Here is a 22,089-nt window from a genome sequence, read left to right as displayed (position 1 = left end):
GCTGTTTCACCTATAGGAACCGACGTGCCGTGCGCCTGATAATCACATTTCTGATCGGTTTGTGCCTTAGCTCACCGCTGTACGCCGCAACGGCCCCTGACGCCAGGCAAATCTCCCAGGAACTTGAACAAGCTAAGTCTGCAAAAGACAAACCAGGTAACGCTGAAATCGTGGAAGCGCTTCAGGCTGCCCTCAATTCGCTTGATGAACGCAAAGTCTCCCTGGAACGAGCCACTCAATATCAGCAAGTCATAGATAATTTCCCCAAGCTCTCTGACACCTTACGCCGACAGATCAACAACCTGAGCGATGAACCGCAAAAAGTGCCGGAAGGCATGTCGACCGATGCGCTGAATCAGGAAATCCTGCAAGTAAGCAGCCAGTTGCTGGATAAAAGCCGCCTTGCGCAGCAAGAGCAGGAACGTACTCGCGAAATCACTGATTCACTCAGCCAACTCCCGCAGCAGCAAACCGATGCGCGCCGTCAGTTAAACGACGTTGAACGCCGGATTGGAACCCTGCCGGCCACCAGCACACCGTTAGCACAGGCGCAAAGTTTCTCTTTGCAGGCCGAATCCGTGCGCCTTAAAGCGCTAGTCGATGAACTGGAGCTGGCGCAACTGTCAGCCAGTAACCGCCAGGAACTCGCGCGCCTGAGGGCAGAACTGGCTCAAAAACAGAGCACGCAGTTGGATGCTTATCTTCAGGCATTGCGTAACCAACTTAATAACCAGCGCCAGCGTGAAGCTGAAAAAGCCCTGGAAAGTACCGAATTGCTGGCAGAAAGCAGCGCAAACCTGCCCGCAGATATTGTTGAGCAGTTTAAAAATAACCGCGAATTATCCCAGGCGCTGAACCAACAAGCTCAGCGTATGGATTTAGTGGCGTCTCAACAGCGCCAGGCATCCAGCCAGACGTTGCAAGTTCGTCAGGCACTGAACACGCTACGCGAGCAGTCACAATGGCTTGGCGTTTCGAACGTTCTGGGCGAAGCATTACGTGCGCAGGTTGCTCGTTTGCCTGAAATGCCAAAACCCCAGCAGGTGGATACCGAACTCGGCCAATTGCGCGTTCAACGCCTGCATTACGAAGACCTGCTAAACAAGCAGCAGCAATTACGCCAGATTCGGCAAGCTGATGGCAAGGAGCTCACCAGCGAGCAAAATCGTATCCTGGAAGCGCAACTGCGTACCCAGCGCGAACTGCTCAATTCCCTGCTGCAAGGCGGCGATAACCTGATTCTCGAACTGACCAAACTGAAAGTGGCGAACAGCCAGCTTGAAGATGCGTTAAAAGAGGTGAACGAGGCGACCCACCGTTACCTGTTCTGGACCTCGGATGTCAGCCCGATAGGTATCACCTGGCCGGTTGAGATCGTGCAGGATTTACGCCGCCTGGTGTCGATGGATACATTCAGCCAGCTCGGCAGCGCTACCATCATGATGCTGACCAGTAAGGAAACCCTGCTGCCGTTGTTCGGCGCATTAATACTGGTGGGCTTCAGTATCAGCTCACGCCGCCATTTCACAGCCTTCCTTGAACGATCCAGTGCAAAGGTTGGCAAGGTCACTCAGGATCATTTCAGCTTAACGTTGCGGACGGTGTTCTGGTCAATTCTTGTGGCGCTGCCTTTGCCGGTGCTGTGGGCAACACTCGGGTTCGGACTGCAAGCCGGTTGGCCGTACCCCCTGGCGGTGGCGATAGGTGATGGCGTGACAGCGACAGTTCCACTGCTGTGGGCTGTGATGATTTGTGCGACGTTCGCCCGTCCGAATGGCTTGTTCATTGTGCATTTTGGCTGGCCTCAGCACCGCGTGGCTCGCGCCATGCGTTACTACATGCTGAGTATCTGCCTGATCGTGCCACTGATTATGGCATTGATTATGTTTGATAATCTCAACGACCGAGAGTTCTCCGACTCGCTTGGACGGCTGTGCTTTATTTTAATTTGCGGCGCGATGGCGCTCGTGACTTTAAGCCTGAAACGCGCCGGTATTCCGCTGTATCTGGATAAACAAGGTAATAGCGAAAACATTGCGAACACGATGCTGTGGAACCTGCTACTTGCGGCCCCGTTAATTGCCATTCTGGCAGCGGCTGTCGGCTACCTGGCCACTGCGCAAGCGTTGCTCGCAAGGCTAGAAACGTCCGTCGCTATCTGGTTCCTGTTGCTGGTTGTTTACCATATCTTCCGCCGTTGGATGCTCATCCAGCGCCGCCGTCTGGCATTTGACCGTGCCAAACATCGCCGCGCGGAAATCCTTGCTCAACGTGCCCGTGGCGAAGAAGAACCCGCACATGCCCACAGCACTGAAGGTTCGGCGGAAGCCATCGAGGAGCCGGAAATCGATCTGGATACCATCAGCGTACAATCCTTGCGTCTGGTGCGTTCGATTCTGATGTTGATTGCGCTGTTGTCGGTCATTGTATTGTGGTCAGAAATACATTCCGCCTTTGGCTTCCTTGAGAACATCACGTTGTGGGATGTGACCTCAACGGTACAAGGTGTGGAAAGCCTTGAACCGATTACGCTCGGTGCCGTGCTGATTGCTATTCTGGTGCTGATTATCACCATGCAACTGGTGCGTAATCTGCCTGCGCTGCTCGAGCTCGCGCTGCTTCAGCATCTGGATTTAGCACCGGGCACAGGTTACGCCATTACCACCGTGACCAAATACCTGCTGTTGCTGGTCGGGACGTTGGTGGGCTTCTCAATGATTGGTATTGAGTGGTCGAAGTTGCAGTGGCTCGTCGCCGCTCTGGGTGTGGGTTTAGGTTTTGGTTTGCAGGAGATTTTCGCCAACTTTATCTCTGGCCTGATCATCCTGTTTGAAAAGCCGATTCGTATTGGCGATACCGTAACAATCCGCGATCTCACCGGTAGCGTCACCAAAATCAACACCCGAGCGACCACGATCAGCGACTGGGACCGCAAAGAGATAATCGTCCCTAACAAGGCTTTTATCACCGAGCAGTTTATCAACTGGTCACTCTCGGACTCCGTCACGCGTGTGGTGTTAACGGTCCCGGCACCTTCCGATGCTAACAGCGAAGAAGTAACGAAGGTGCTGTTGCAAGCGGCAGAGCGTTGTTCACTGGTGATTGATAACCCAGCGCCAGAAGCATTCCTGGTGGATTTACAGGCCGGTATTCAAATCTTTGAACTGCGTATTTACGCCGCAGAGATGAACCACCGTATGCCGCTGCGCCACGAGATTCATCAGCTGATTCTGCAAGGGTTCCGCGAACACGGTATCGAACTGCCGTTCCCTCCATTCCAGATGCGTCTGGATAGTTTGGGCGGGCAACGTAGTAGTAAGACGCTGACATCGTCAGGTAAAGCGGGCAGAACGCCGGGGAGTTTGTAAACGTTCCCCCCTCATCCCGGCCTTCTCCCCAGGGAGAAGGAGAAAACCGTACACCCTCTATTTCAGGGGAGAAGGGGAAAACTGTAAATCCCCTCTCCCTCAGGGAGAGGGCCAGGGTGAGGGTTGTTCTATGCCCGGTCTACCGGGAACGCTAACACGTCAGCCAGTCTTTCAGCCTTCAACGCCAGCATAATCAAACGATCCACACCTAACGCCACGCCTGAACAATCCGGCAATCCGGCTTTCAACGCTTCCAGCAAATTCACATCTATTGGCTGTTGCGGTAAACCGCGAGCGGCACGTTTACGGTTATCCTGCTCGAAACGTTGTTGCTGTTCACGCGCGTCCGTTAATTCGTGGAAACCATTCGCCAGTTCAATGCCTCGGAAATAAACCTCAAAGCGCTCGGCTACGCGGTGATCTTCGGTGCTGATCTGCGCCAGTGCGGCCTGGCTTGCCGGGAAGTGGTAAACAAACGTCGGCTTGTCTTTACCAATGTGCGGCTCTACACCCATGCTGAAAAGCAATTGCAGCAATGTGTCGCGGTCTTCTTCCTGATCGGCAATATTGCTCAAATCAAGTTTCGCTGCCGCTTCGCGCAGTTGGTTTTTGTCCGCAGAAAGCGGATCAATCTCCAGGTGGCGCTGGAATGCTTGCTGATAAGAAAGAGTCTCGGCAGCATCGGTTTCCAGAACTAGTTGCAACAAATCATCAACTTCGTTCATCAGACGATACATATCGTAGTGCGGGCGGTACCACTCCAACATGGTGAATTCTGGATTATGGTGGCGACCCATCTCTTCGTTACGGAAGCTACGGCACAGCTGGAATACCGGGCCAACGCCCGCCGCCAGTAGGCGTTTCATGTGATATTCCGGGCTGGTCATCAGGTACAAATTGACGCCCTGAGCGTGGCCTGGGCCAACAAAACGGGTTTCAAACGGGAACAGATTGATGTCCGTTACCGTAGCCTGGCTCATGCAGGGTGTTTCCACCTCCAGTACACCGCGGTCGGCAAAAAAACGCCGAATAACCGCCATGATCGCGGCGCGTTTCAACAGGTTGGGGATGGATGCGCTCGGCTGCCAGGTGGCCGTTTCGCTCATGTGGATGTCTCCGTATTCAAACAAGGCGGAGAAGTCTACTCGCAACGTATTAGGGAGACAAATTTTGCGCAGTAATTTTTCATCGCCAGCCGCACCGATCTGGCGGTACTAATTTGAATTTCGTGACATAACTCATCACCAAAATTAATTAATTGCTGCACTGAACAGCAAAAAAATCGAACACGTCAAATTTCCATAGTAAGCCTACGGCTATAATCCGCTACCTACAAAGGAGCAGGGATAACCCTTTCGCTATAGCTAGCGCCGTATCGGTGAACTACCTTTGGTTAAATCAGCTAAGCGGAATAACTAAAATCTGGAGGAATGTCGTGCAAACCTTTCAAGCCGATCTCGCCATAATAGGCGCTGGCGGAGCGGGCTTACGAGCTGCCATCGCGGCAGCACAAGCCAATCCACAAGCCAAAATTGCTCTGATCTCCAAAGTCTACCCGATGCGTAGCCACACCGTGGCCGCCGAAGGGGGTTCTGCCGCCGTTGCGCAGGATCACGACAGTTTCGAATACCATTTTAATGACACCGTTGCTGGTGGTGACTGGTTGTGTGAGCAGGATGTGGTCGACTACTTCGTCCACCACTGCCCAACTGAAATGACTCAACTTGAGCAATGGGGTTGCCCGTGGAGCCGTCGCCCGGACGGTTCAGTCAACGTGCGTCGCTTTGGGGGCATGAAGATTGAGCGCACCTGGTTTGCCGCGGATAAAACCGGCTTCCACATGCTCCACACCCTGTTCCAGACTTCATTGCAGTTCCCGCAAATCCAACGTTTTGACGAGCATTTCGTGCTCGATATTCTGGTTGATGACGGGGCAGCACGTGGCCTGGTCGCCATGAATATGATGGAAGGTACGCTGGTGCAGATCCGCGCAAATGCTGTGGTGATGGCAACCGGCGGTGCGGGTCGTGTTTACCGCTACAACACCAACGGCGGCATCGTGACCGGCGATGGTATGGGTATGGCGTTAAGCCACGGCGTACCGCTACGTGATATGGAATTCGTGCAATATCACCCTACTGGCCTGCCAGGTTCCGGCATTCTGATGACGGAAGGCTGCCGTGGTGAAGGCGGTATTCTGGTCAACAAAGATGGCTATCGCTATCTGCAAGATTACGGCATGGGGCCTGAAACTCCGCTGGGCGAGCCACGTAACAAATACATGGAACTCGGTCCGCGCGATAAAGTTTCTCAAGCTTTCTGGCACGAATGGCGTGCTGGCCGCACCGTTCCAACGCCACGCGGCGATGTGGTTTATCTCGACCTGCGTCACCTGGGTGAGAAAAAACTCCTCGAACGTCTGCCATTCATCTGTGAGCTGTCAAAAGCCTATGTCGGCGTAGACCCGGTAAAAGAACCGATTCCGGTTCGTCCTACCGCGCACTACACCATGGGGGGTATCGAAACGGATAGCCAATGTGAAAGCCGTATCAAAGGGCTGTTTGCCGTTGGCGAATGCTCTTCAGTTGGCTTGCACGGGGCAAACCGTCTGGGTTCTAACTCCCTTGCTGAGCTGGTTGTATTTGGCCGTATGGCGGGTGAAAGTGCGATGCGTCGTGCGAACGAAGCGCAACCTGCTAATGATGCCGCGCTGAATGCACAAGCCGCTGACGTAGAAACGCGTCTGAAGAAGTTGGTTAATCAGGAAGGTACTGAAAACTGGTCGAAGATCCGCGATGAAATGGGTCTGTCGATGGAAGAAGGTTGCGGTATTTATCGCACTCCAGAACTGATGCAGAAAACTATCGATAAGCTGGCTGAGCTGCAAGATCGCTTCAAACGCGTGCGCATCACTGACACCTCCAGCGTGTTTAATACCGATTTGCTCTACACCATCGAGTTGGGCCACGGCCTGAATGTGGCGGAATGTATGGCGCACTCGGCGATGGCACGTAAAGAGTCTCGTGGGGCACACCAGCGCTTAGACGAAGGTTGTACCGAGCGTGATGACGTGAATTTCCTGAAACATACTCTCGCATTCCGTGACGCAAATGGAACCACGCGCCTGGAATACAGCGATGTGAAAATCACGACTTTGCCACCGGCTAAACGCGTCTACGGTGCGGAAGCAGAAGCGGCCGATAAGAAGAAGGAGACGTCGAATGGCTGATGCGATGAAAACTCTGAAGATTGAAATTGTGCGCTACAACCCGGAAACGGATAGCAAGCCGCACAGCGAAATGTATGAAGTGCCTTATGACGAGCAAACCTCGTTGCTTGATGCGCTGGGCTACATCAAAGACAATTTGGCACCAGACCTGACCTACCGCTGGTCATGCCGTATGGCTATCTGCGGCTCTTGCGGCATGATGGTCAACCGCGTGCCTAAACTGGCCTGTAAAACCTTCCTGCGTGAATACACACAGGGCATGAAGGTTGAAGCGCTGGGCAACTTCCCTATCGAGCGCGATCTGGTGGTCGACATGACCCACTTTATCGAAAGCCTGGAAGCCATTAAGCCGTACATCATCGGCAACCCGCGCACGCCAGATCAGGGGCCAAACACCCAGACGCCAGCACAGATGGCGAAATACCATCAGTTCTCCGGCTGCATCAACTGTGGCTTGTGCTACGCGGCTTGCCCTCAGTTTGGTTTGAATCCTGAGTTCATTGGCCCAGCGGCCATTACGCTTGCTCATCGTTACAACCTGGATAACCGCGACCATGGCAAGAAAGAGCGTATGGCGCAGTTAAACGGCCAGAACGGCGTCTGGAGCTGTACTTTCGTGGGCTATTGCTCCGAAGTTTGCCCGAAACACGTCGATCCGGCAGCGGCCATCCAGCAGGGTAAAGTCGAAAGTTCGAAAGACTTTTTGATTGCCACCCTGAAACCACGCTAAGGAGTGCAAAATGACTACGAAACGTAAGCCATATGTACGGACGATGACTCCGACCTGGTGGCAAAAGCTGGGCTTCTACCGTTTTTATATGATTCGCGAAGGTACAGCCGTGCCGACCGTCTGGTTCAGCATTCTGCTTATCTGCGGTCTGTTTTCACTGAAAAGCGGCCCTGAAAGCTGGGCGGGATTTGTCAGTTTTCTGCAGAACCCGATTGTGGTTATCCTCAATCTGATCACCTTAGCGGCTGCTTTACTGCATACCAAAACATGGTTTGAACTGGCACCGAAGGCCGCCAATATCATCATTAAAGATGAGAAAATGGGCCCTGAGCCGGTGATTAAAGGATTGTGGGCGGTGACGGCTGTCGCCACTGTCGTCATTCTGTTTGTTGCACTGTTCTGGTAAGGGGACGTCATGATTAATCCAAATCCAAAACGCTCCGACGAGCCGGTATTCTGGGGTCTGTTTGGCGCAGGCGGTATGTGGGGGGCGATCATCGCACCCGTCATCGTGTTGCTGGTTGGTATTATGTTGCCGCTGGGTCTGTTCCCGGGCGATGCGTTGGGCTATGAGCGTGTGCTGGCATTTTCTCAAAGTCTGATTGGCCGCTTGTTCATCTTCCTGATGATTGTTCTGCCGCTGTGGTGCGGGCTACACCGTATTCACCATGCGATGCACGACCTGAAAATTCACGTGCCATCTGGCAAGTGGGTGTTCTACGGTCTTGCGGCGATCTTGACCGTTGTGACCTTTATCGGTGTAATTACTCTCTAATTACGCGGATTGTTAAAAAGGCCTGCCATTGTGCAGGCCTTTTTATTTGTACCAGCGCGAACTAAAGTGTCACTTTATGGAGGAACACCAATGATAAAAAAAACGCTTTGCTGCATGTTGATGCTCACGGCCTCTTACCCTGCTTTTGCCGCCCAGAAAACCCTCACCGAAAAGCAGCTTGCTCAGACCGTTGATAGTGTTATCGCTCCATTGCTCAAAGAACAGAGTATTCCAGGTATGGCGGTCGCCGTTATTTATCAGGGGACACCGCATTACTTCACTTATGGCCAAGCGGATATCAGCCACAATTTACCCGTAACGAAAGAGACATTGTTTGAACTCGGCTCGGTCAGTAAGACCTTTACCGGCGTTCTTGGCGGCGATATTGTCGCTCGCGGTGAAATTAAGCTCAGCGACCCGGTTACGAAGTACTGGCCTGCATTAACCGGTAAACAATGGAAAGAGATAAATCTGCTGCAACTTGCCACCTACACCGCAGGTGGATTGCCGTTGCAGGTGCCTGATGACGTCACCAACCAGACGTCCCTGCTCCACTTTTATCAGAACTGGCAGCCACAATGGGTTCCGGGCTCGACTCGTGTGTATGCCAACGCCAGCATTGGCCTTTTCGGCGCGCTGTCAGTGAAACCTTCAGGGATGAGCTTTGAAGACGCGATGTCCAAACGTGTATTCCAGCCGCTGAACCTTTCGCATACCTGGATAACAGTGCCCGCATCTGAACAAAGCAGCTATGCCTGGGGTTACCGCGACGGCAAAACCGTACACGTTTCACCAGGTATGCTGGATGCTGAAGCCTATGGTGTGAAATCGACGATTGAAGACATGGCAAGTTGGGTGCAAGCCAATATGAAGCCTGAACATGTCGGCGACCAAACGTTACGGCAAGGCATCGAACTGGCACAAACGCGCTACTGGCGAATTGGCAGCATGTATCAGGGATTAGGTTGGGAGATGCACAACTTGCCGGTGGATGCCAAAACGCTGATTAATGGTAGCGACAATAAAGTGGCACTCGCCCCGCAAAAAGCAGTAGCCATCGAGCCACCCGCTCCTGTTGTTAAAGCATCCTGGGTCCACAAAACAGGGTCAACCGGAGGGTTTGGTACTTATGTGGCATTTATCCCCGAGCAACAACTCGGCATTGTGATGTTGGCAAATAAAAGCTACCCCAACACCGAGCGCGTAAAAGCAGGATACGCAATCCTCGAAGCATTGCAGTAAAACAAACGGGCCTGCGCAGCAGGCCTTTTTATTTCCAGCCATTCCCCGCATTTTCCCCACCACAATCTACACTTAGCAAAAACAGACAAGGATTTTTCTATGCGCATCTGGCCGATTATCACCACCATTGCAGTTGCGTTTCTCGTCGTCTCTTGTAGCACCCCGACTCCACCACCAGGCACCACGGTGGTTAATAATTTTGATGCTAAACGGTATCTCGGCAAGTGGTATGAAATTGCCAGACTTGACCACAAATTTGAAAGCGGACTGGAGCAAGTGACAGCCACGTACAGCGCCATGGATGATGGCGGTCTTCGAGTGATAAATAGAGGTTTTAACCCGGACAGGCAGATGTGGCAGCAAAGTATTGGCAAAGCCTATTTCACGGGTGACCCAAGCCGTGCGTCACTTAAAGTTTCGTTCTATGGGCCGTTTTACGGTGGTTACAACGTGATTTCGATAGATAAAGATTACCGACACGCACTGGTGTGCGGGCCGGATAAGGACTATCTGTGGATATTGTCACGCACGCCAACCATCAGCCCTGAGGTGAAAGAGCAAATGCTGAAGATCGCGACACAACAGGGCTTCCCGGTGGAAAAACTTCTGTGGATTAAACAGCACTGATGGGATGGCTCTTAATGCGTGCTGATTTTCAGGCCAATAATCCCGAGGACAATCAGCGCCAGGCTCGCAATGCGGGCCAGGCTTGCTGATTCGCCTAACAGCAAGATACCCGTCGTCGCAGCACCCACAGCACCAATACCTGTCCAGATAGCGTATGCCGTGCCGGTCGGCAAGGTTTTCATCGACCATGACAGCAACACGATGCTGACAATCATCGCTACCACCGTGATAACGCTAGGCCACAAGCGGGTAAAACCGTGGGTATACTTCAGGCCGACAGCCCAGACAACTTCTAATAAACCAGCAATAACAAGAATCAACCAGGCCATAAACAGCTCCAGCAATGGGGCCGTCCCCGGAAATCAAGAAGCGCTTAAGGGTCGTCCCCTAAGGCTGGTGAGGCGATGATTCTAGCAACCCATCACGCGCAGAAAAACCAAAATGACACTTTGCTGCCAACAAACCAGTAACGTTTAGTTGCCACGTGTGGGGGTACGCTGACGCTAAGCCAAGAATTGACTGCTAATTAACCCGTAAATCCACAATTCATTTCAGCAGTTTTCTTCATATTATAATGTTTTCTCGAACATTCAGAAAAGGCTGTAATAGTGAGTCACGCGAACGGTAAGTATGCATAAGATATTGTTAGTGGACCGATGTCATTATAGTCGACAAGGTTTTAAAAGCTGGCTGAGCAACAATATGGCATTCTCTATTGTTGAAACAGACAATTTGCTTTTAGCTCGCGAAAAAATAATACAATGGCGGCCAAACCTTGTTATTGCCGACTTTACTAGCTTCGCCAACTCATTACATAATATCCAGCAACTCTCATCTATTTATTCAGCTTGTGGAAAATCTATTCGCCTAATGATATTTAATAGTATTCGACACGAGAAGATTGAAGAATACTGCTTATCACAAGGCTCGCACTCTATATTAAGTAAATCACTGCCGTTACCTGAACTTTATGCGGCTATTCAGGCACAGCTTAGCTCCCGCCCTCCGTTTTACTCTAAGCGTCAGTATACCTCTCCCTTGCTCACGCTGCGGGAAGAACGGATATTAAAATTATGGACCGATGAGGCCAACAATGATTTTATTGCCAACATGATGGGAATTAGCACTAAGACGGTATATACCTACAAACGAAATATCCGGATGAAACTCGGGATAAACAATCGATTTTCATTGTTCATAGAACAGCATCAGCAATAATGAATTAACAACGGTACGGCATGAATACCGTACCGTCCGCTAATATATTAATTCTGTGCTTTTGTTGCTGCACCAGAAATCGCTTGACCACCATCTTGAATATCTTCACCCATGCCTTTAGTCGTATTACATGCAGTCAATAATGACGAAAGCACTATGAGAGAAAAAAACGCTGCAATAGTTTTCTTAATCATGACCGTATCCTTTTTTGACGATTTTGTTTGTGTATAGCAGTTAAAGCATAGTCAAAAAATGGCAGGCTGACGGAAAAAGCAGATTTTTAGGAGTGTTGGAAATTATTTGTTTGCTGCGCGCTCAATAGCGCCGCCAAGGTGTTTCAGGTCTTCGCCAAAGCCGCGGGTGGCGTTACAGCCCGTCAGAATCGTGGTTAGCAACGTGATGAAAAGTAAATGTTTAATTAAACGGCTCATCTTCCCTGCCTTTAGCAATCGGCGGTGATGCGTCAAACGCCCCACCGCCAACCATCACGTATTACTTAACGCGAGAAACGTATTCGCCAGAGCGAGTGTCAACTTTGATGACTTCGCCAGTCTGAACGAACAAAGGTACTTTAACCACAGCACCAGTAGACAGTGTTGCAGGCTTACCGCCGGTACCAGCAGTATCACCTTTCAGACCTGGATCCGTTTCAACGATTTCCAGCTCTACGAAGTTTGGTGGCTGTACTGCGATTGGACGGCCGTTCCACAGGGTCACGATACACTCGGCCTGATCCAGCATCCATTTAGCGTTGTCACCAATCGCTTTCTCATCAGCTGCCAGCTGCTCGAAGGTTTCGTTATTCATGAAGTGGTAGAACTCACCGTCGTTGTACAGGTAAGTCAGGTTCATATCGATAACGTCTGCGCCTTCAGCGGAGTCGGTAGATTTGAAGGTCTTCTCAACGCGGGTGCCTGTCAGCAGGCGGCGCATTTTAACGCGAGCAAAGGCCTGGCCTTTACCTGGTTTCACGAATTCACTGGATTCGACTGCGTAAGGTTCGCCTTCGAACATGATTTTAAGACCGGCACGAAAATCGTTGCTAGAATAAGTCGCCATAAGGCCCTCTGAAATTGTTAATTGGTAGCTTAGCCAAAAAATGGCACACATTGTAACCCTAAATCCCCCCCGCAGAGAAGATTGGTTAACGCAACTTGCCGATGTTATAACCGATCCTGATGAACTGCTGCATATTTTAGAGCTGGACGCCGACAAAGAGTTGTTGGCGGGACGTGATGCACGTCGACTTTTTGCCTTGCGTGTGCCGCGATCTTTTGTCGCGCACATGGAAAAAGGCAACCCAAATGACCCATTGTTGCGCCAGGTACTGACTTCCAGGGAGGAATTTATTGCCGCCCCCGGCTTTAGTACCGATCCGCTCGAAGAGCAGCACAGTGTTGTTCCAGGCCTGTTGCACAAATACCGCAACCGGGCGTTGTTGCTGGTTAAAGGTGGCTGTGCCGTCAACTGCCGTTATTGTTTCCGCCGCCATTTCCCGTATTCCGAAAATCAGGGCAACAAACGTAACTGGCAAGCAGCCATTAACTACATCAGCGAACACCCGGAACTGGATGAAATTATCTTCTCTGGTGGCGATCCGCTGATGGCGAAGGATCACGAGCTCGACTGGTTAATCACCGAAATCGAAGCTATCCCGCATATCAAGCGCCTGCGTATTCATAGCCGCTTGCCGATTGTTATCCCGGCTCGTATCACTGAAACGCTGGTTACACGCATTGCTCGCTCCCGGTTGCAGGTTATTTTGGTTAACCATATCAACCATGCCAATGAGATTGGGGATGAATTTAGAGCCAGCATGAGCCATTTACGCAAGGCTGGTGTGACGCTACTCAACCAAAGCGTGTTACTGCGCGACGTGAACGACAATGCGCAGACCCTCGCGGAGTTAAGCAATGCGCTGTTTGATTCCGGCGTTATGCCTTACTACCTGCACGTGCTGGATAAAGTACAAGGCGCGGCACACTTTATGGTGAGTGACGACGAAGCAAGATTGATTATGCGTGAACTGCTGACGTTGATTTCAGGCTATATGGTGCCGAAGCTGGCACGTGAAATTGGCGGTGAACCGAGTAAAACACCGTTGGATTTGCAGCTACGGCAAAATTGATTGCGGCCCTCACCCTAACCCTCTCCCACAGGAGAGGGAATTGCACGACTCCCCCTCGACCACATGAGAGAGAATTGTACGGTTTCTCCCTCGACCACATGAGAGAGAATTGCACGGTTTTCTCCCTCGCCCTCAGGGAGAGGGTCGGGGTGAGGGTTGTTTTACACAAAAATCAGTTCGGGCACTTATAAACCTGGCCGGTCATTTTGCTCGCAGTTGGCGCAAAGCTCGACAGCAAGTTTTGAGTCGGGCTGCTCACGCCATACAGCACGTTCCCACCCATTGCCGCAGCGTTATTACGCAGGGCATTTGCCGCACCACGCATAGAACCGCCTTCATCGCCATGCTGCCCAGACAACCAGTTGCTTTGTTCACCGGTAGCGGTGCCTAACAGTTGGCAGTTACTGGCCGGTTTTTCCTCAACAAAACGAACGCTCTGCCCGGCGGTACTCAGATCATTGCTGGTACTGCACCCTGCCAGCAGCAATGCTGCCACAGCCATTCCTGCTGAAACTTTTATGCGCATGTTGTTCCCCGTAATCAATGCCGTATTCAGTGTAGTGGGCCATTGTCGCCCCGGTATGACCTTATACCAGACTGCGACCAAAAAGAAAAAACCCTCAGACATTTCTGCCTGAGGGTTTTCTTAACACGGTGCTTTTAGCACGAGAGTGTCAGGGCAATTACATCATGCCGCCCATGCCACCCATACCGCCCATACCTGCGCCACCTAAATCAGGAGCGTCAGATTTTGGCAGGTCGGTAACCATGCACTCTGTGGTAATCATCAGGCCAGCTACAGACGCTGCGTACTGCAGAGCAGAACGAGTCACTTTAGTTGGATCCAGGATACCCATGTCGATCATGTTGCCGTATTCTTCAGTTGCTGCGTTGTAACCGTAGTTACCGTCGCCCGCTTTCACGTTGTTAGCAACAACAGATGGCTCTTCGCCGCAGTTCAGAACGATCTGACGCAGTGGAGACTCCATTGCGCGCAGCGCAACTTTGATACCCACGTTCTGGTCTTCGTTCTGGCCACGCAGTTCAGACAGTTTGCTTGCTACGCGAATCAGCGCAACACCACCACCGGCAACCACGCCTTCTTCAACCGCAGCACGGGTAGCGTGCAGGGCATCTTCAACGCGTGCTTTCTTCTCTTTCATTTCAACTTCGGTAGCCGCACCAACTTTGATTACCGCAACGCCGCCAGCCAGTTTCGCTACGCGCTCTTGCAGTTTTTCACGGTCGTAATCAGAAGTTGCTTCTTCAATTTGCTGACGAATCTGGGATACACGACCCTGGATTGCCGCTTCTTCACCGGTACCATCGATGATGGTAGTGGTGTCTTTATTGATAACGATACGCTTAGCAGTACCCAGGTCTTCCAGGGTCGCTTTTTCCAGCTCCATACCGATCTCTTCAGAGATTACGGTACCGCCAGTCAGAGTCGCGATGTCTTGCAGCATGGCTTTACGACGGTCGCCGAAGCCAGGTGCTTTAACAGCAGCAACTTTCACGATGCCACGCATGGTGTTAACCACCAGAGTTGCCAGCGCTTCGCCTTCAACATCTTCAGCGATGATCAGCAGTGGTTTGCCAGCTTTCGCAACGGCTTCCAGAACTGGCAGCATTTCACGAATGTTGGAGATTTTCTTGTCAGCCAGCAGGATGAACGGGCTTTCCAGTTCGATAGAACCGGTTTCTGGCTTGTTGATGAAGTATGGAGACAGGTAGCCACGGTCGAACTGCATACCTTCAACAACGTCCAGTTCGTCTTGCAGGCCAGTGCCTTCTTCAACGGTGATAACGCCTTCTTTGCCTACTTTCTCCATCGCTTCAGCGATCAGAGTACCCACGGTTTCGTCGGAGTTAGCAGAGATAGTACCAACCTGAGCAATTGCTTTAGAGTCAGAGCAAGGAACAGACAGTGCTTTCAGCTCTTCAACAGCGGCGATAACAGCTTTATCGATACCGCGTTTCAGGTCCATTGGGTTCATGCCCGCAGCAACAGCTTTCAGGCCTTCAGTGATGATGGACTGAGCCAGTACGGTTGCAGTAGTAGTACCGTCACCTGCAGCGTCGTTCGCTTTAGAGGCAACTTCTTTAACCATCTGCGCACCCATGTTCTCGAACTTGTCTTCCAGTTCGATTTCACGCGCTACAGAAACACCATCTTTAGTGATAGTCGGTGCACCGAAAGATTTATCCAGAACAACGTTACGGCCTTTAGGACCGAGGGTAACTTTCACTGCATCTGCCAGTACGTTAACGCCACGCAGCATTTTCACACGAGCGTCATTACCGAATTTTACGTCTTTAGCTGCCATTCTTAACTTTCCTTAAATTCGTTTATGTTCGTTCAGTTTTTGCGCGGATTACGCTTCAACAATTGCCAGGATGTCGCTTTCTGCCATGATCAACACTTCTTCATTGTCGATCTTCTCAGACTTAACACCGTAGCCATCGTTGAAAATTACGATGTCGCCGACTTTTACGTCCAGCGGTTGTACGTTACCGTTTTCCAGGATGCGGCCTTTACCGACAGCGATGATTTCGCCACGAGTTGATTTACCAGCTGCACTGCCAGTCAGAACGATGCCGCCTGCAGATTTAGATTCAACTTCTTTACGTTTGACGATGACACGGTCATGTAATGGACGAATGCTCATGTGATAGCTCTCCTTTGAGAAAGTCAGTATCAATTGTTTAGGTAACGCCGGTCCAAAATGGGTTATCGGCTGGTGACCTGAGAGATGGGGATGCGCTTCCCCCCCTTCAAGGGGGGAAAACAAAAAAATTTTCGATTTTTAGCGATTGTGACGATCATCATTCTCGTGGTCGTCGAGCTGTTTCGGCGCATCATCTTTACGCTGATACTCACCGTCAAACGTTGAACCACCGCCAGTGCCCGCGCTAAAGCCACCACCCGGCATGCGTGAAAAACGCAAATGCGGCATCAGCTTCAGAGTGAGATGTTTTTGTACCGGTGGCAGTAACAGCAGTAAACCGAGGAAGTCGGTGAAGAAACCAGGCAACAGCAACAGCAAACCTGCAATGATCAACGAAACGCTTTTGATCATCTCTGCCGCTGGACTTTCACCCGCCGCCATTTTCTGCTGCATCAGCATGAAATTCTTAAAGCCCTGGTTGCGAACCAGTGACATACCAATAACCGAGGTGAATATCACCAGCACCAGCGTCAGGAAAACCCCCATCACGTGGGCAACCTGAATAAATAACGAGATCTCTATGTAAACATAGAGAAAAATGGCAATTAACGGTATCCAGCGCACCGTACACTCCTGTAGTTGGGAAAGACTGTAGCAAGCGCCATCAAGCCCTTGCGTCAAATAGTTTGGCCATTAAGCGTAGTCAAAGAGATGGCGGCGCCATAGTCAAAAATCAATCTACGCGCTGTATTATTTTTTTGGAAATTTTCAACAATTGATCGGCATCACATATTAATAATTGTTATGTAATATGACGTTTAATAAGTGATCCAGATTACTGCATTTCTCTATCATCAGCATATCATCACGGCGTAGAGACCGAATATGGACATAATCGTCGGTCTATTCATCGCACGACCAAAGATCCTGTGCGTGCTGTGATCAACCAATGGCAGCTTTAATTAAGAAGGTTCACATGTTAAATAACATTCGTATCGAAGAAGATTTGTTGGGTACCAGGGAAGTGCCAGCGGATGCCTATTACGGTATTCATACTCTGAGAGCGATTGAAAACTTCTACATAAGCAACAGCAAAATCAGCGACATACCTGAATTTGTACGTGGCATGGTGATGATTAAGAAAGCAGCGGCAATGGCGAACAAGGAGTTACAAACCATTCCGAAAAGCATCGCAAACACCATTATCCAGGCTTGTGATGAAGTTCTTAATAACGGCAAATGCATGGACCAATTCCCGGTGGACGTTTACCAGGGCGGTGCCGGTACCTCCGTTAACATGAATACCAACGAAGTGCTCGCCAACATTGGGCTTGAGCTGATGGGCCACCAGAAAGGTGAGTACCAGTACCTGAATCCGAACGATCATGTAAACAAATGCCAGTCCACCAACGATGCTTACCCAACCGGTTTCCGCATCGCGGTGTACGCTTCAATTGTGAAATTGGTTGATGCTATCAACCAATTAGGTGATGGCTTCCAGCGCAAAGCAGTTGAGTTTGAAAACGTCCTGAAAATGGGCCGTACTCAGTTGCAAGACGCGGTCCCAATGACATTGGGCCAGGAATTCCATGCCTTCAACGTTCTGTTGAACGAAGAAACACGCAACCTGCTGCGCACCGCAGAACTGCTGCTGGAAGTAAACCTCGGCGCTACCGCTATCGGTACCCGCCTGAACACGCCTGAAGGTTATCAGCAACTGGCTGTGCAGAAACTGGCAGAAGTCAGCAATCTGGCATGCGTTCCGGCTGAAGACCTGATTGAAGCCACCTCCGACTGCGGCGCGTACGTGATGGTTCACAGCACGCTGAAACGTCTGGCGGTGAAATTGTCGAAGATCTGTAATGACCTTCGTCTGCTCTCCTCCGGCCCACGTGCGGGTCTGAACGAAATCAACCTGCCAGAACTGCAAGCGGGTTCATCTATTATGCCTGCCAAAGTGAACCCGGTAATTCCAGAAGTGGTTAACCAGGTTTGCTTTAAAGTTATTGGTAACGACATCACCGTCACCATGGCTTCCGAAGCAGGTCAGTTGCAGTTGAACGTCATGGAACCTGTCATTGGCCAGGCGATGTTTGAGTCTATCCACATTCTGACTAACGCTTGCTACAATCTGCTGGAAAAATGCGTCGACGGCATTACCGCGAACAAAGAAGTGTGCGAAAGCTACGTCTACAACTCGATTGGTATTGTCACGTATCTGAACCCGTTCATTGGCCACCACAATGGCGATATCGTCGGGAAAATTTGTGCGGAGACCGGCAAAAGCGTGCGTGAAGTCGTGCTGGAGCGCGGCCTTCTCACCGAAGCCGAGCTGGATGATATTTTCTCCATCAACAACCTGATGCATCCAGTTTATAAAGCGAAGCGTTATACCGATGAAAATGAACAGTAATCTTTACGGTAGATAACAAAAGGCACGTCCATTGGACGTGCCTTTTTCATTTCTACTTTAAACAAAAACACAACATATAATTATCATATAAGCAAACACCAGGAAGGGAATTATGTTTGGAGCAGAACTTGTTATCGTGCTTTTGGCGATATATCTCGGAGCCCGACTCGGCGGCATAGGCATTGGCTTTGCTGGCGGCTTTGGCGTTCTGGTTTTAACCCTTGTTTTTCAGGTTAAACCCGGGGCAATTCCGTTCGACGTTATTGAAATCATCATGGCAGTTATTGCCGCGATTGCCGCCATGCAGGTGGCTGGGGGAATGGACTACCTGGTAAGTCTTGCAGAAAAACTTTTGCGTCGCCATCCCAAATACATCACCTTCCTCGCCCCGCTGGTCACCTGGTTTATGACTATCCTGGCGGGAACAGGCCACACTGCGTTTTCTACGCTGCCGGTGATTACTGAAGTTGCGAAAGAGCAAGGGATTCGCCCATCGCGCCCACTGTCTATCGCGGTTGTCGCGTCGCAAATTGCGATCACGGCGTCTCCGATTTCCGCAGCCGTGGTGTTCTTCTCGGGTATCCTTGAGCCAATGGGCATCAGTTACCTGACGCTGCTGGGTATCTGTATTCCTGTGACGCTCGTTGCGGTAATGCTGACGGCGGTGGTTTGTAACTTCCTCGGTTGCGAACTGAAAGACGATCCGGTGTACCAGGAACGTCTTGCTAAAGGTGAAGTGAAACTGCGCGGGACTAGCGTGTTTAACCTGAAGCCACACGCCAAACGCTCGGTTCTCCTGTTCCTTATCGGTATTGTCGCGGTGATGTTCTACGCCACCGCCATCAGCGATACCGTTGGCCTGATTAAAAACCCAATTCTGCCGCGTAACGAAGCGATTGTGGTATTCATGCTGACCATCGCTACGCTTATCTGCGTCACCTGTAAAATTGATACCGGCGAAATCCTCAACGCCAGCACGTTCAAATCGGGTATGAGTGCGTGTATCTGCGTGCTGGGTGTGGCCTGGTTGGGTGACACCTTCGTCAAAAACCATATCCAGGATATTCAGGCTGTTGCAGGTGACTTACTGCAAAGTTATCCGTGGTTGTTAGCGGTGGTATTGTTCTTCGCCGCAACGCTGCTTTACTCTCAAGCGGCAACGACTAAAGCCCTGATGCCAGCAGCATTGATGCTCGGCGTAAGCCCGCTGACGGCCATCGCCTCTTTTGCTGCGGTTTCTGCATTGTTCGTCCTGCCGACTTACCCAACATTGTTGGCGGCGGTGGAAATGGACGATACCGGCTCGACGCGTATTGGTAAGTACGTGTTTAACCATGCGTTCTTAATTCCAGGGGTGATTGCTATCACGCTGTGCGTCATCCTCGGTTTTATCGTCGGCGGCATGGTTCTGTAAATCTTTTAAAACACGGGTCGCGCTGCGGCCCGTTTAACACCTCCCTTCTCTCCGCCATGCTATAGTCAACCGCTGTTTCCCCAGATACGAGGTTTGCTATGCCAACGACCCAGGCTGTTGTCATCCTTTGTACTGCCCCTGACGAAGCCACCGCCCAGGACCTTGCCACCCTTGTGCTGTCTGAAAAACTGGCCGCCTGCGTCACCTTATTACCTGGTGCCACTTCGTTGTATTACTGGGAAGGGAAAATGGAACAGGAGTATGAGGTGCAGATGTTGCTAAAAAGCGATATCGACCATCAAGAAGCCTTGATAGCGTGTCTCAAATCGCATCACCCATACCAAACCCCTGAATTACTGGTTCTGCCAGTTACCCACGGAGATAGTGATTACCTCTCATGGCTCTACGCATCTTTGCGCTAATCTTTGCGCTTTTCAGCACCCACGCTTTTGCAGGCCTGTTCGATAACCAGAGCAAATCTCAATTTGTTCCTGTCGACCAGGCTTTTGCTTTCGATTTTCAGCAATCAGGAAACCAGCTCAACCTGAACTGGCAGATAAAACCTGGCTACTACCTTTATCGTCAACAAATCAAGCTGACCCCGGCGCAAGCTGAGCTCGCACCGCTGGAATTGCCGAAAGGCACCTGGCATGAAGACGAGTTCTACGGCAAGACCGAGATTTACACCCAGCAGCTCAATCTGCCCGTCACGCTTCAAACGGCTGCCAAAGGCGCGACCGTCAGCGTGACTTACCAGGGTTGCGCCGAAGCAGGGTTCTGTTATCCGCCTGAAACGCGCGTCGTGCCGCTGAGTGAAGTGGTTACGGGTGATGAAAACCGCCCTCACCCTGACCCTCTCCCCCAGGAGAGGGAACAAACCTCGTCCTCTATTGCCACAACAGCTCCTTCCCCCCTCTCCCCTGGAGAGAAGGAATTAAACACTGGAGCTTCTACCTCCCTCTCCCTTGGGGAGAGGGCCGGGGTGAGGGGCTCAGACAATTCAGCCACCACACAACTTCCATTCTCCGCACTCTGGGCATTCCTGATCGGTATCGGTATCGCCTTCACGCCTTGCGTGCTGCCGATGTATCCACTGATTTCCGGCATCGTGTTGGGCGGAAAGCAGCGCTTATCCACCGCTCGAGCTCTGCTTCTGACCTTTGTTTACGTGCAAGGAATGGCGCTGACCTATACCGCTCTGGGCCTGGTCGTCGCCGCTGCTGGCCTTCAATTCCAGGCCGCGCTGCAACACCCTTACGTGCTCATCGGGCTGTCAGCCCTCTTTGTGCTACTTGCCGCCTCGATGTTTGGGTTGTTTACGCTGCAACTGCCATCATCACTGCAAACGCGTCTGACGCTAATAAGTAATCGCCAGCAGGGGGGATCAGCAGGTGGCGTCTTTGCGATGGGAGCACTGGCCGGATTAATTTGTTCACCTTGTACCACCGCACCATTGAGCGCCATCCTTCTGTACATCGCCCAAAGCGGGAACATGTGGCTAGGCGGCGGCACGTTATATCTCTATGCGTTAGGTATGGGGCTGCCGCTGATGTTGATCACTGTTTTCGGCAACCGTCTGCTGCCAAAAAGCGGCCCGTGGATGGAAACTGTCAAAATCGCGTTTGGTTTTGTGATCCTCGCACTACCAGTATTTTTGCTGGAACGCATACTGGGAGAAACATGGGGGATTCGTTTGTGGGGATTGCTCGGCGTGGCGTTCTTTAGCTGGGCGTTTATCACGAGCCTGCACGCCAAAAATTCATGGATGCGCATCGTGCAGATCATTTTGCTCGGTGCGGCGCTGGTTTGTGCTCGCCCTGTGCAAGATTGGGCATTTGGCAGCACCGTCACGGCAAACCAGGCACATCTCAATTTCACGAAGATTGCCAACGTAGAGCAGTTAGACGCCGCGCTCGCCAATGCAAAAGGTCATCCAGTGATGCTCGATTTGTACGCCGACTGGTGCGTGGCCTGCAAAGAGTTTGAGAAATACACCTTTAGCGATCCTAAAGTGCAGCAACGGTTGGCAAATACTGTTTTACTGCAAGCGGACGTTACAGCCAATAACGCGCAAGATGTCGCATTGTTAAAGCATCTACAGGTTTTAGGGCTACCCACTATATTGTTCTTTGATGATCAAGGGCGCGAGCAGCCGGAAGCACGCGTGAAAGGCTTTATGGATGCGAGCACGTTTGATGCACATTTGCGCAATCAAGCACCGTAAACAACACTACTATGGGACGTACACTAAATAGTTCAAGTTGCATCGCTGCGGC

Annotated in this window: 22 protein-coding genes; 13 read left to right on the top strand and 9 right to left on the bottom strand. The window is 51.2% G+C overall.

What is annotated here, in order from left to right; all coding sequences use genetic code 11:
• The first annotated feature begins 29 nt into the window (after window positions 1–29).
• Entirely contained in the window at window positions 30–3,368 is a 3,339-nt protein-coding gene (gene mscM / locus BSPA111_RS18055; RefSeq protein WP_183272529.1) for a miniconductance mechanosensitive channel MscM, read from the top strand.
• 128 nt (window positions 3,369–3,496) lie between these two features.
• On the opposite strand, the gene epmA is transcribed toward mscM, so the two are convergent.
• Window positions 3,497–4,474, bottom strand: coding sequence for an elongation factor P--(R)-beta-lysine ligase (gene epmA, locus BSPA111_RS18050; protein WP_183272528.1), 978 nt, complete (start codon window positions 4,472–4,474; stop codon window positions 3,497–3,499).
• Window positions 4,475–4,803: 329 nt separating this feature from the next.
• Between epmA and frdA the strand changes: the two genes are divergently transcribed.
• The 6 genes from frdA to BSPA111_RS18020 all read left to right on the top strand — a co-directional run bounded on the left by frdA (window position 4,804) and on the right by BSPA111_RS18020 (window position 9,971).
• A complete protein-coding gene (gene frdA, locus BSPA111_RS18045) occupies window positions 4,804–6,597 on the top strand; it encodes a fumarate reductase (quinol) flavoprotein subunit (protein WP_183272527.1) in 1,794 nt (597 codons plus the stop codon).
• A gap of 4 nt (window positions 6,598–6,601) precedes the next feature.
• A complete protein-coding gene (locus tag BSPA111_RS18040; protein ID WP_373925643.1) occupies window positions 6,602–7,327 on the top strand; it encodes a succinate dehydrogenase/fumarate reductase iron-sulfur subunit in 726 nt (241 codons plus the stop codon).
• 10 nt (window positions 7,328–7,337) lie between these two features.
• Window positions 7,338–7,733 (top strand): fumarate reductase subunit FrdC, encoded by a 396-nt coding sequence (gene frdC / locus BSPA111_RS18035; RefSeq protein ID WP_183272525.1) that lies wholly within the window; start codon window positions 7,338–7,340, stop codon window positions 7,731–7,733.
• 9 nt (window positions 7,734–7,742) lie between these two features.
• Window positions 7,743–8,102, top strand: a complete 360-nt coding sequence (frdD, locus tag BSPA111_RS18030; RefSeq protein ID WP_064540797.1) for a fumarate reductase subunit FrdD — start codon at window positions 7,743–7,745, stop codon at window positions 8,100–8,102.
• Between the two features lie 90 nt (window positions 8,103–8,192).
• Window positions 8,193–9,344, top strand: coding sequence for a CMY2/MIR/ACT/EC family class C beta-lactamase (gene ampC / locus BSPA111_RS18025; protein WP_183272524.1), 1,152 nt, complete (start codon window positions 8,193–8,195; stop codon window positions 9,342–9,344).
• Between the two features lie 99 nt (window positions 9,345–9,443).
• Complete coding sequence (locus tag BSPA111_RS18020; protein WP_183272523.1) at window positions 9,444–9,971, top strand: lipocalin family protein; 528 nt, start codon at window positions 9,444–9,446, stop codon at window positions 9,969–9,971.
• Window positions 9,972–9,982: 11 nt separating this feature from the next.
• On the opposite strand, the gene sugE is transcribed toward BSPA111_RS18020, so the two are convergent.
• Window positions 9,983–10,300 (bottom strand): quaternary ammonium compound efflux SMR transporter SugE, encoded by a 318-nt coding sequence (gene sugE / locus BSPA111_RS18015; protein ID WP_183272522.1) that lies wholly within the window; start codon window positions 10,298–10,300, stop codon window positions 9,983–9,985.
• Window positions 10,301–10,673: 373 nt separating this feature from the next.
• Here sugE and BSPA111_RS18010 point away from each other — a divergent pair, with 373 nt between their 5' ends.
• Complete coding sequence (locus BSPA111_RS18010) at window positions 10,674–11,189, top strand: LuxR C-terminal-related transcriptional regulator (protein ID WP_255459301.1); 516 nt, start codon at window positions 10,674–10,676, stop codon at window positions 11,187–11,189.
• A 47-nt stretch (window positions 11,190–11,236) separates the two neighbouring features.
• Here the strand turns inward: BSPA111_RS18010 and ecnB are convergent, their stop codons facing one another.
• From ecnB to efp, 3 genes are all read right to left on the bottom strand, one after another.
• A complete protein-coding gene (ecnB, locus tag BSPA111_RS18005) occupies window positions 11,237–11,383 on the bottom strand; it encodes a lipoprotein toxin entericidin B (RefSeq protein WP_034492730.1) in 147 nt (48 codons plus the stop codon).
• A 102-nt stretch (window positions 11,384–11,485) separates the two neighbouring features.
• Window positions 11,486–11,620, bottom strand: coding sequence for an entericidin A/B family lipoprotein (locus BSPA111_RS18000; RefSeq protein ID WP_183272520.1), 135 nt, complete (start codon window positions 11,618–11,620; stop codon window positions 11,486–11,488).
• A gap of 61 nt (window positions 11,621–11,681) precedes the next feature.
• Complete coding sequence (gene efp / locus BSPA111_RS17995) at window positions 11,682–12,248, bottom strand: elongation factor P (RefSeq protein ID WP_034461125.1); 567 nt, start codon at window positions 12,246–12,248, stop codon at window positions 11,682–11,684.
• Between the two features lie 40 nt (window positions 12,249–12,288).
• On the opposite strand from efp, the gene epmB reads away from it, so the two are divergent.
• Window positions 12,289–13,317 carry an EF-P beta-lysylation protein EpmB gene (epmB, locus tag BSPA111_RS17990; RefSeq protein ID WP_183272519.1) on the top strand — a complete coding sequence of 343 codons (1,029 nt, stop codon included), beginning with the start codon at window positions 12,289–12,291 and terminating at the stop codon, window positions 13,315–13,317.
• Window positions 13,318–13,489: 172 nt separating this feature from the next.
• On the opposite strand, the gene BSPA111_RS17985 is transcribed toward epmB, so the two are convergent.
• The 4 genes from BSPA111_RS17985 to BSPA111_RS17970 all read right to left on the bottom strand — a co-directional run bounded on the left by BSPA111_RS17985 (window position 13,490) and on the right by BSPA111_RS17970 (window position 16,610).
• A complete protein-coding gene (locus tag BSPA111_RS17985; RefSeq protein ID WP_183272518.1) occupies window positions 13,490–13,843 on the bottom strand; it encodes a DUF4156 domain-containing protein in 354 nt (117 codons plus the stop codon).
• Window positions 13,844–14,000: 157 nt separating this feature from the next.
• The gene (gene groL, locus BSPA111_RS17980; protein ID WP_183272517.1) at window positions 14,001–15,644 is read right to left on the bottom strand and encodes a chaperonin GroEL; all 1,644 of its coding nucleotides are present in this window, start codon (window positions 15,642–15,644) and stop codon (window positions 14,001–14,003) included.
• Window positions 15,645–15,692: 48 nt separating this feature from the next.
• Window positions 15,693–15,986, bottom strand: coding sequence for a co-chaperone GroES (locus BSPA111_RS17975; protein WP_034461121.1), 294 nt, complete (start codon window positions 15,984–15,986; stop codon window positions 15,693–15,695).
• Window positions 15,987–16,124: 138 nt separating this feature from the next.
• Window positions 16,125–16,610: an FxsA family protein gene (locus BSPA111_RS17970; RefSeq protein ID WP_183272516.1), complete on the bottom strand. Its 486-nt coding sequence runs from the start codon at window positions 16,608–16,610 to the stop codon at window positions 16,125–16,127.
• 352 nt (window positions 16,611–16,962) lie between these two features.
• On the opposite strand from BSPA111_RS17970, the gene aspA reads away from it, so the two are divergent.
• The 4 genes from aspA to BSPA111_RS17950 all read left to right on the top strand — a co-directional run bounded on the left by aspA (window position 16,963) and on the right by BSPA111_RS17950 (window position 22,037).
• Window positions 16,963–18,399, top strand: coding sequence for an aspartate ammonia-lyase (gene aspA / locus BSPA111_RS17965; RefSeq protein ID WP_183272515.1), 1,437 nt, complete (start codon window positions 16,963–16,965; stop codon window positions 18,397–18,399).
• Between the two features lie 112 nt (window positions 18,400–18,511).
• Window positions 18,512–19,813 (top strand): anaerobic C4-dicarboxylate transporter, encoded by a 1,302-nt coding sequence (locus BSPA111_RS17960; protein ID WP_183272514.1) that lies wholly within the window; start codon window positions 18,512–18,514, stop codon window positions 19,811–19,813.
• 98 nt (window positions 19,814–19,911) lie between these two features.
• Complete coding sequence (gene cutA, locus BSPA111_RS17955; RefSeq protein WP_183272513.1) at window positions 19,912–20,235, top strand: divalent cation tolerance protein CutA; 324 nt, start codon at window positions 19,912–19,914, stop codon at window positions 20,233–20,235.
• Window positions 20,211–22,037, top strand: coding sequence for a protein-disulfide reductase DsbD (locus tag BSPA111_RS17950; RefSeq protein ID WP_183272512.1), 1,827 nt, complete (start codon window positions 20,211–20,213; stop codon window positions 22,035–22,037). Before cutA ends, BSPA111_RS17950 begins: the two co-directional genes overlap by 25 nt.
• Window positions 22,038–22,089: the final 52 nt, after the last annotated feature.

The organism is Buttiauxella sp. A111 (assembly GCF_014189855.1).
In the GTDB taxonomy this organism is placed as follows: Bacteria; Pseudomonadota; Gammaproteobacteria; order Enterobacterales; family Enterobacteriaceae; genus Buttiauxella; species Buttiauxella selenatireducens.
This window is presented reverse-complemented; position numbering and strand designations above follow the sequence as displayed.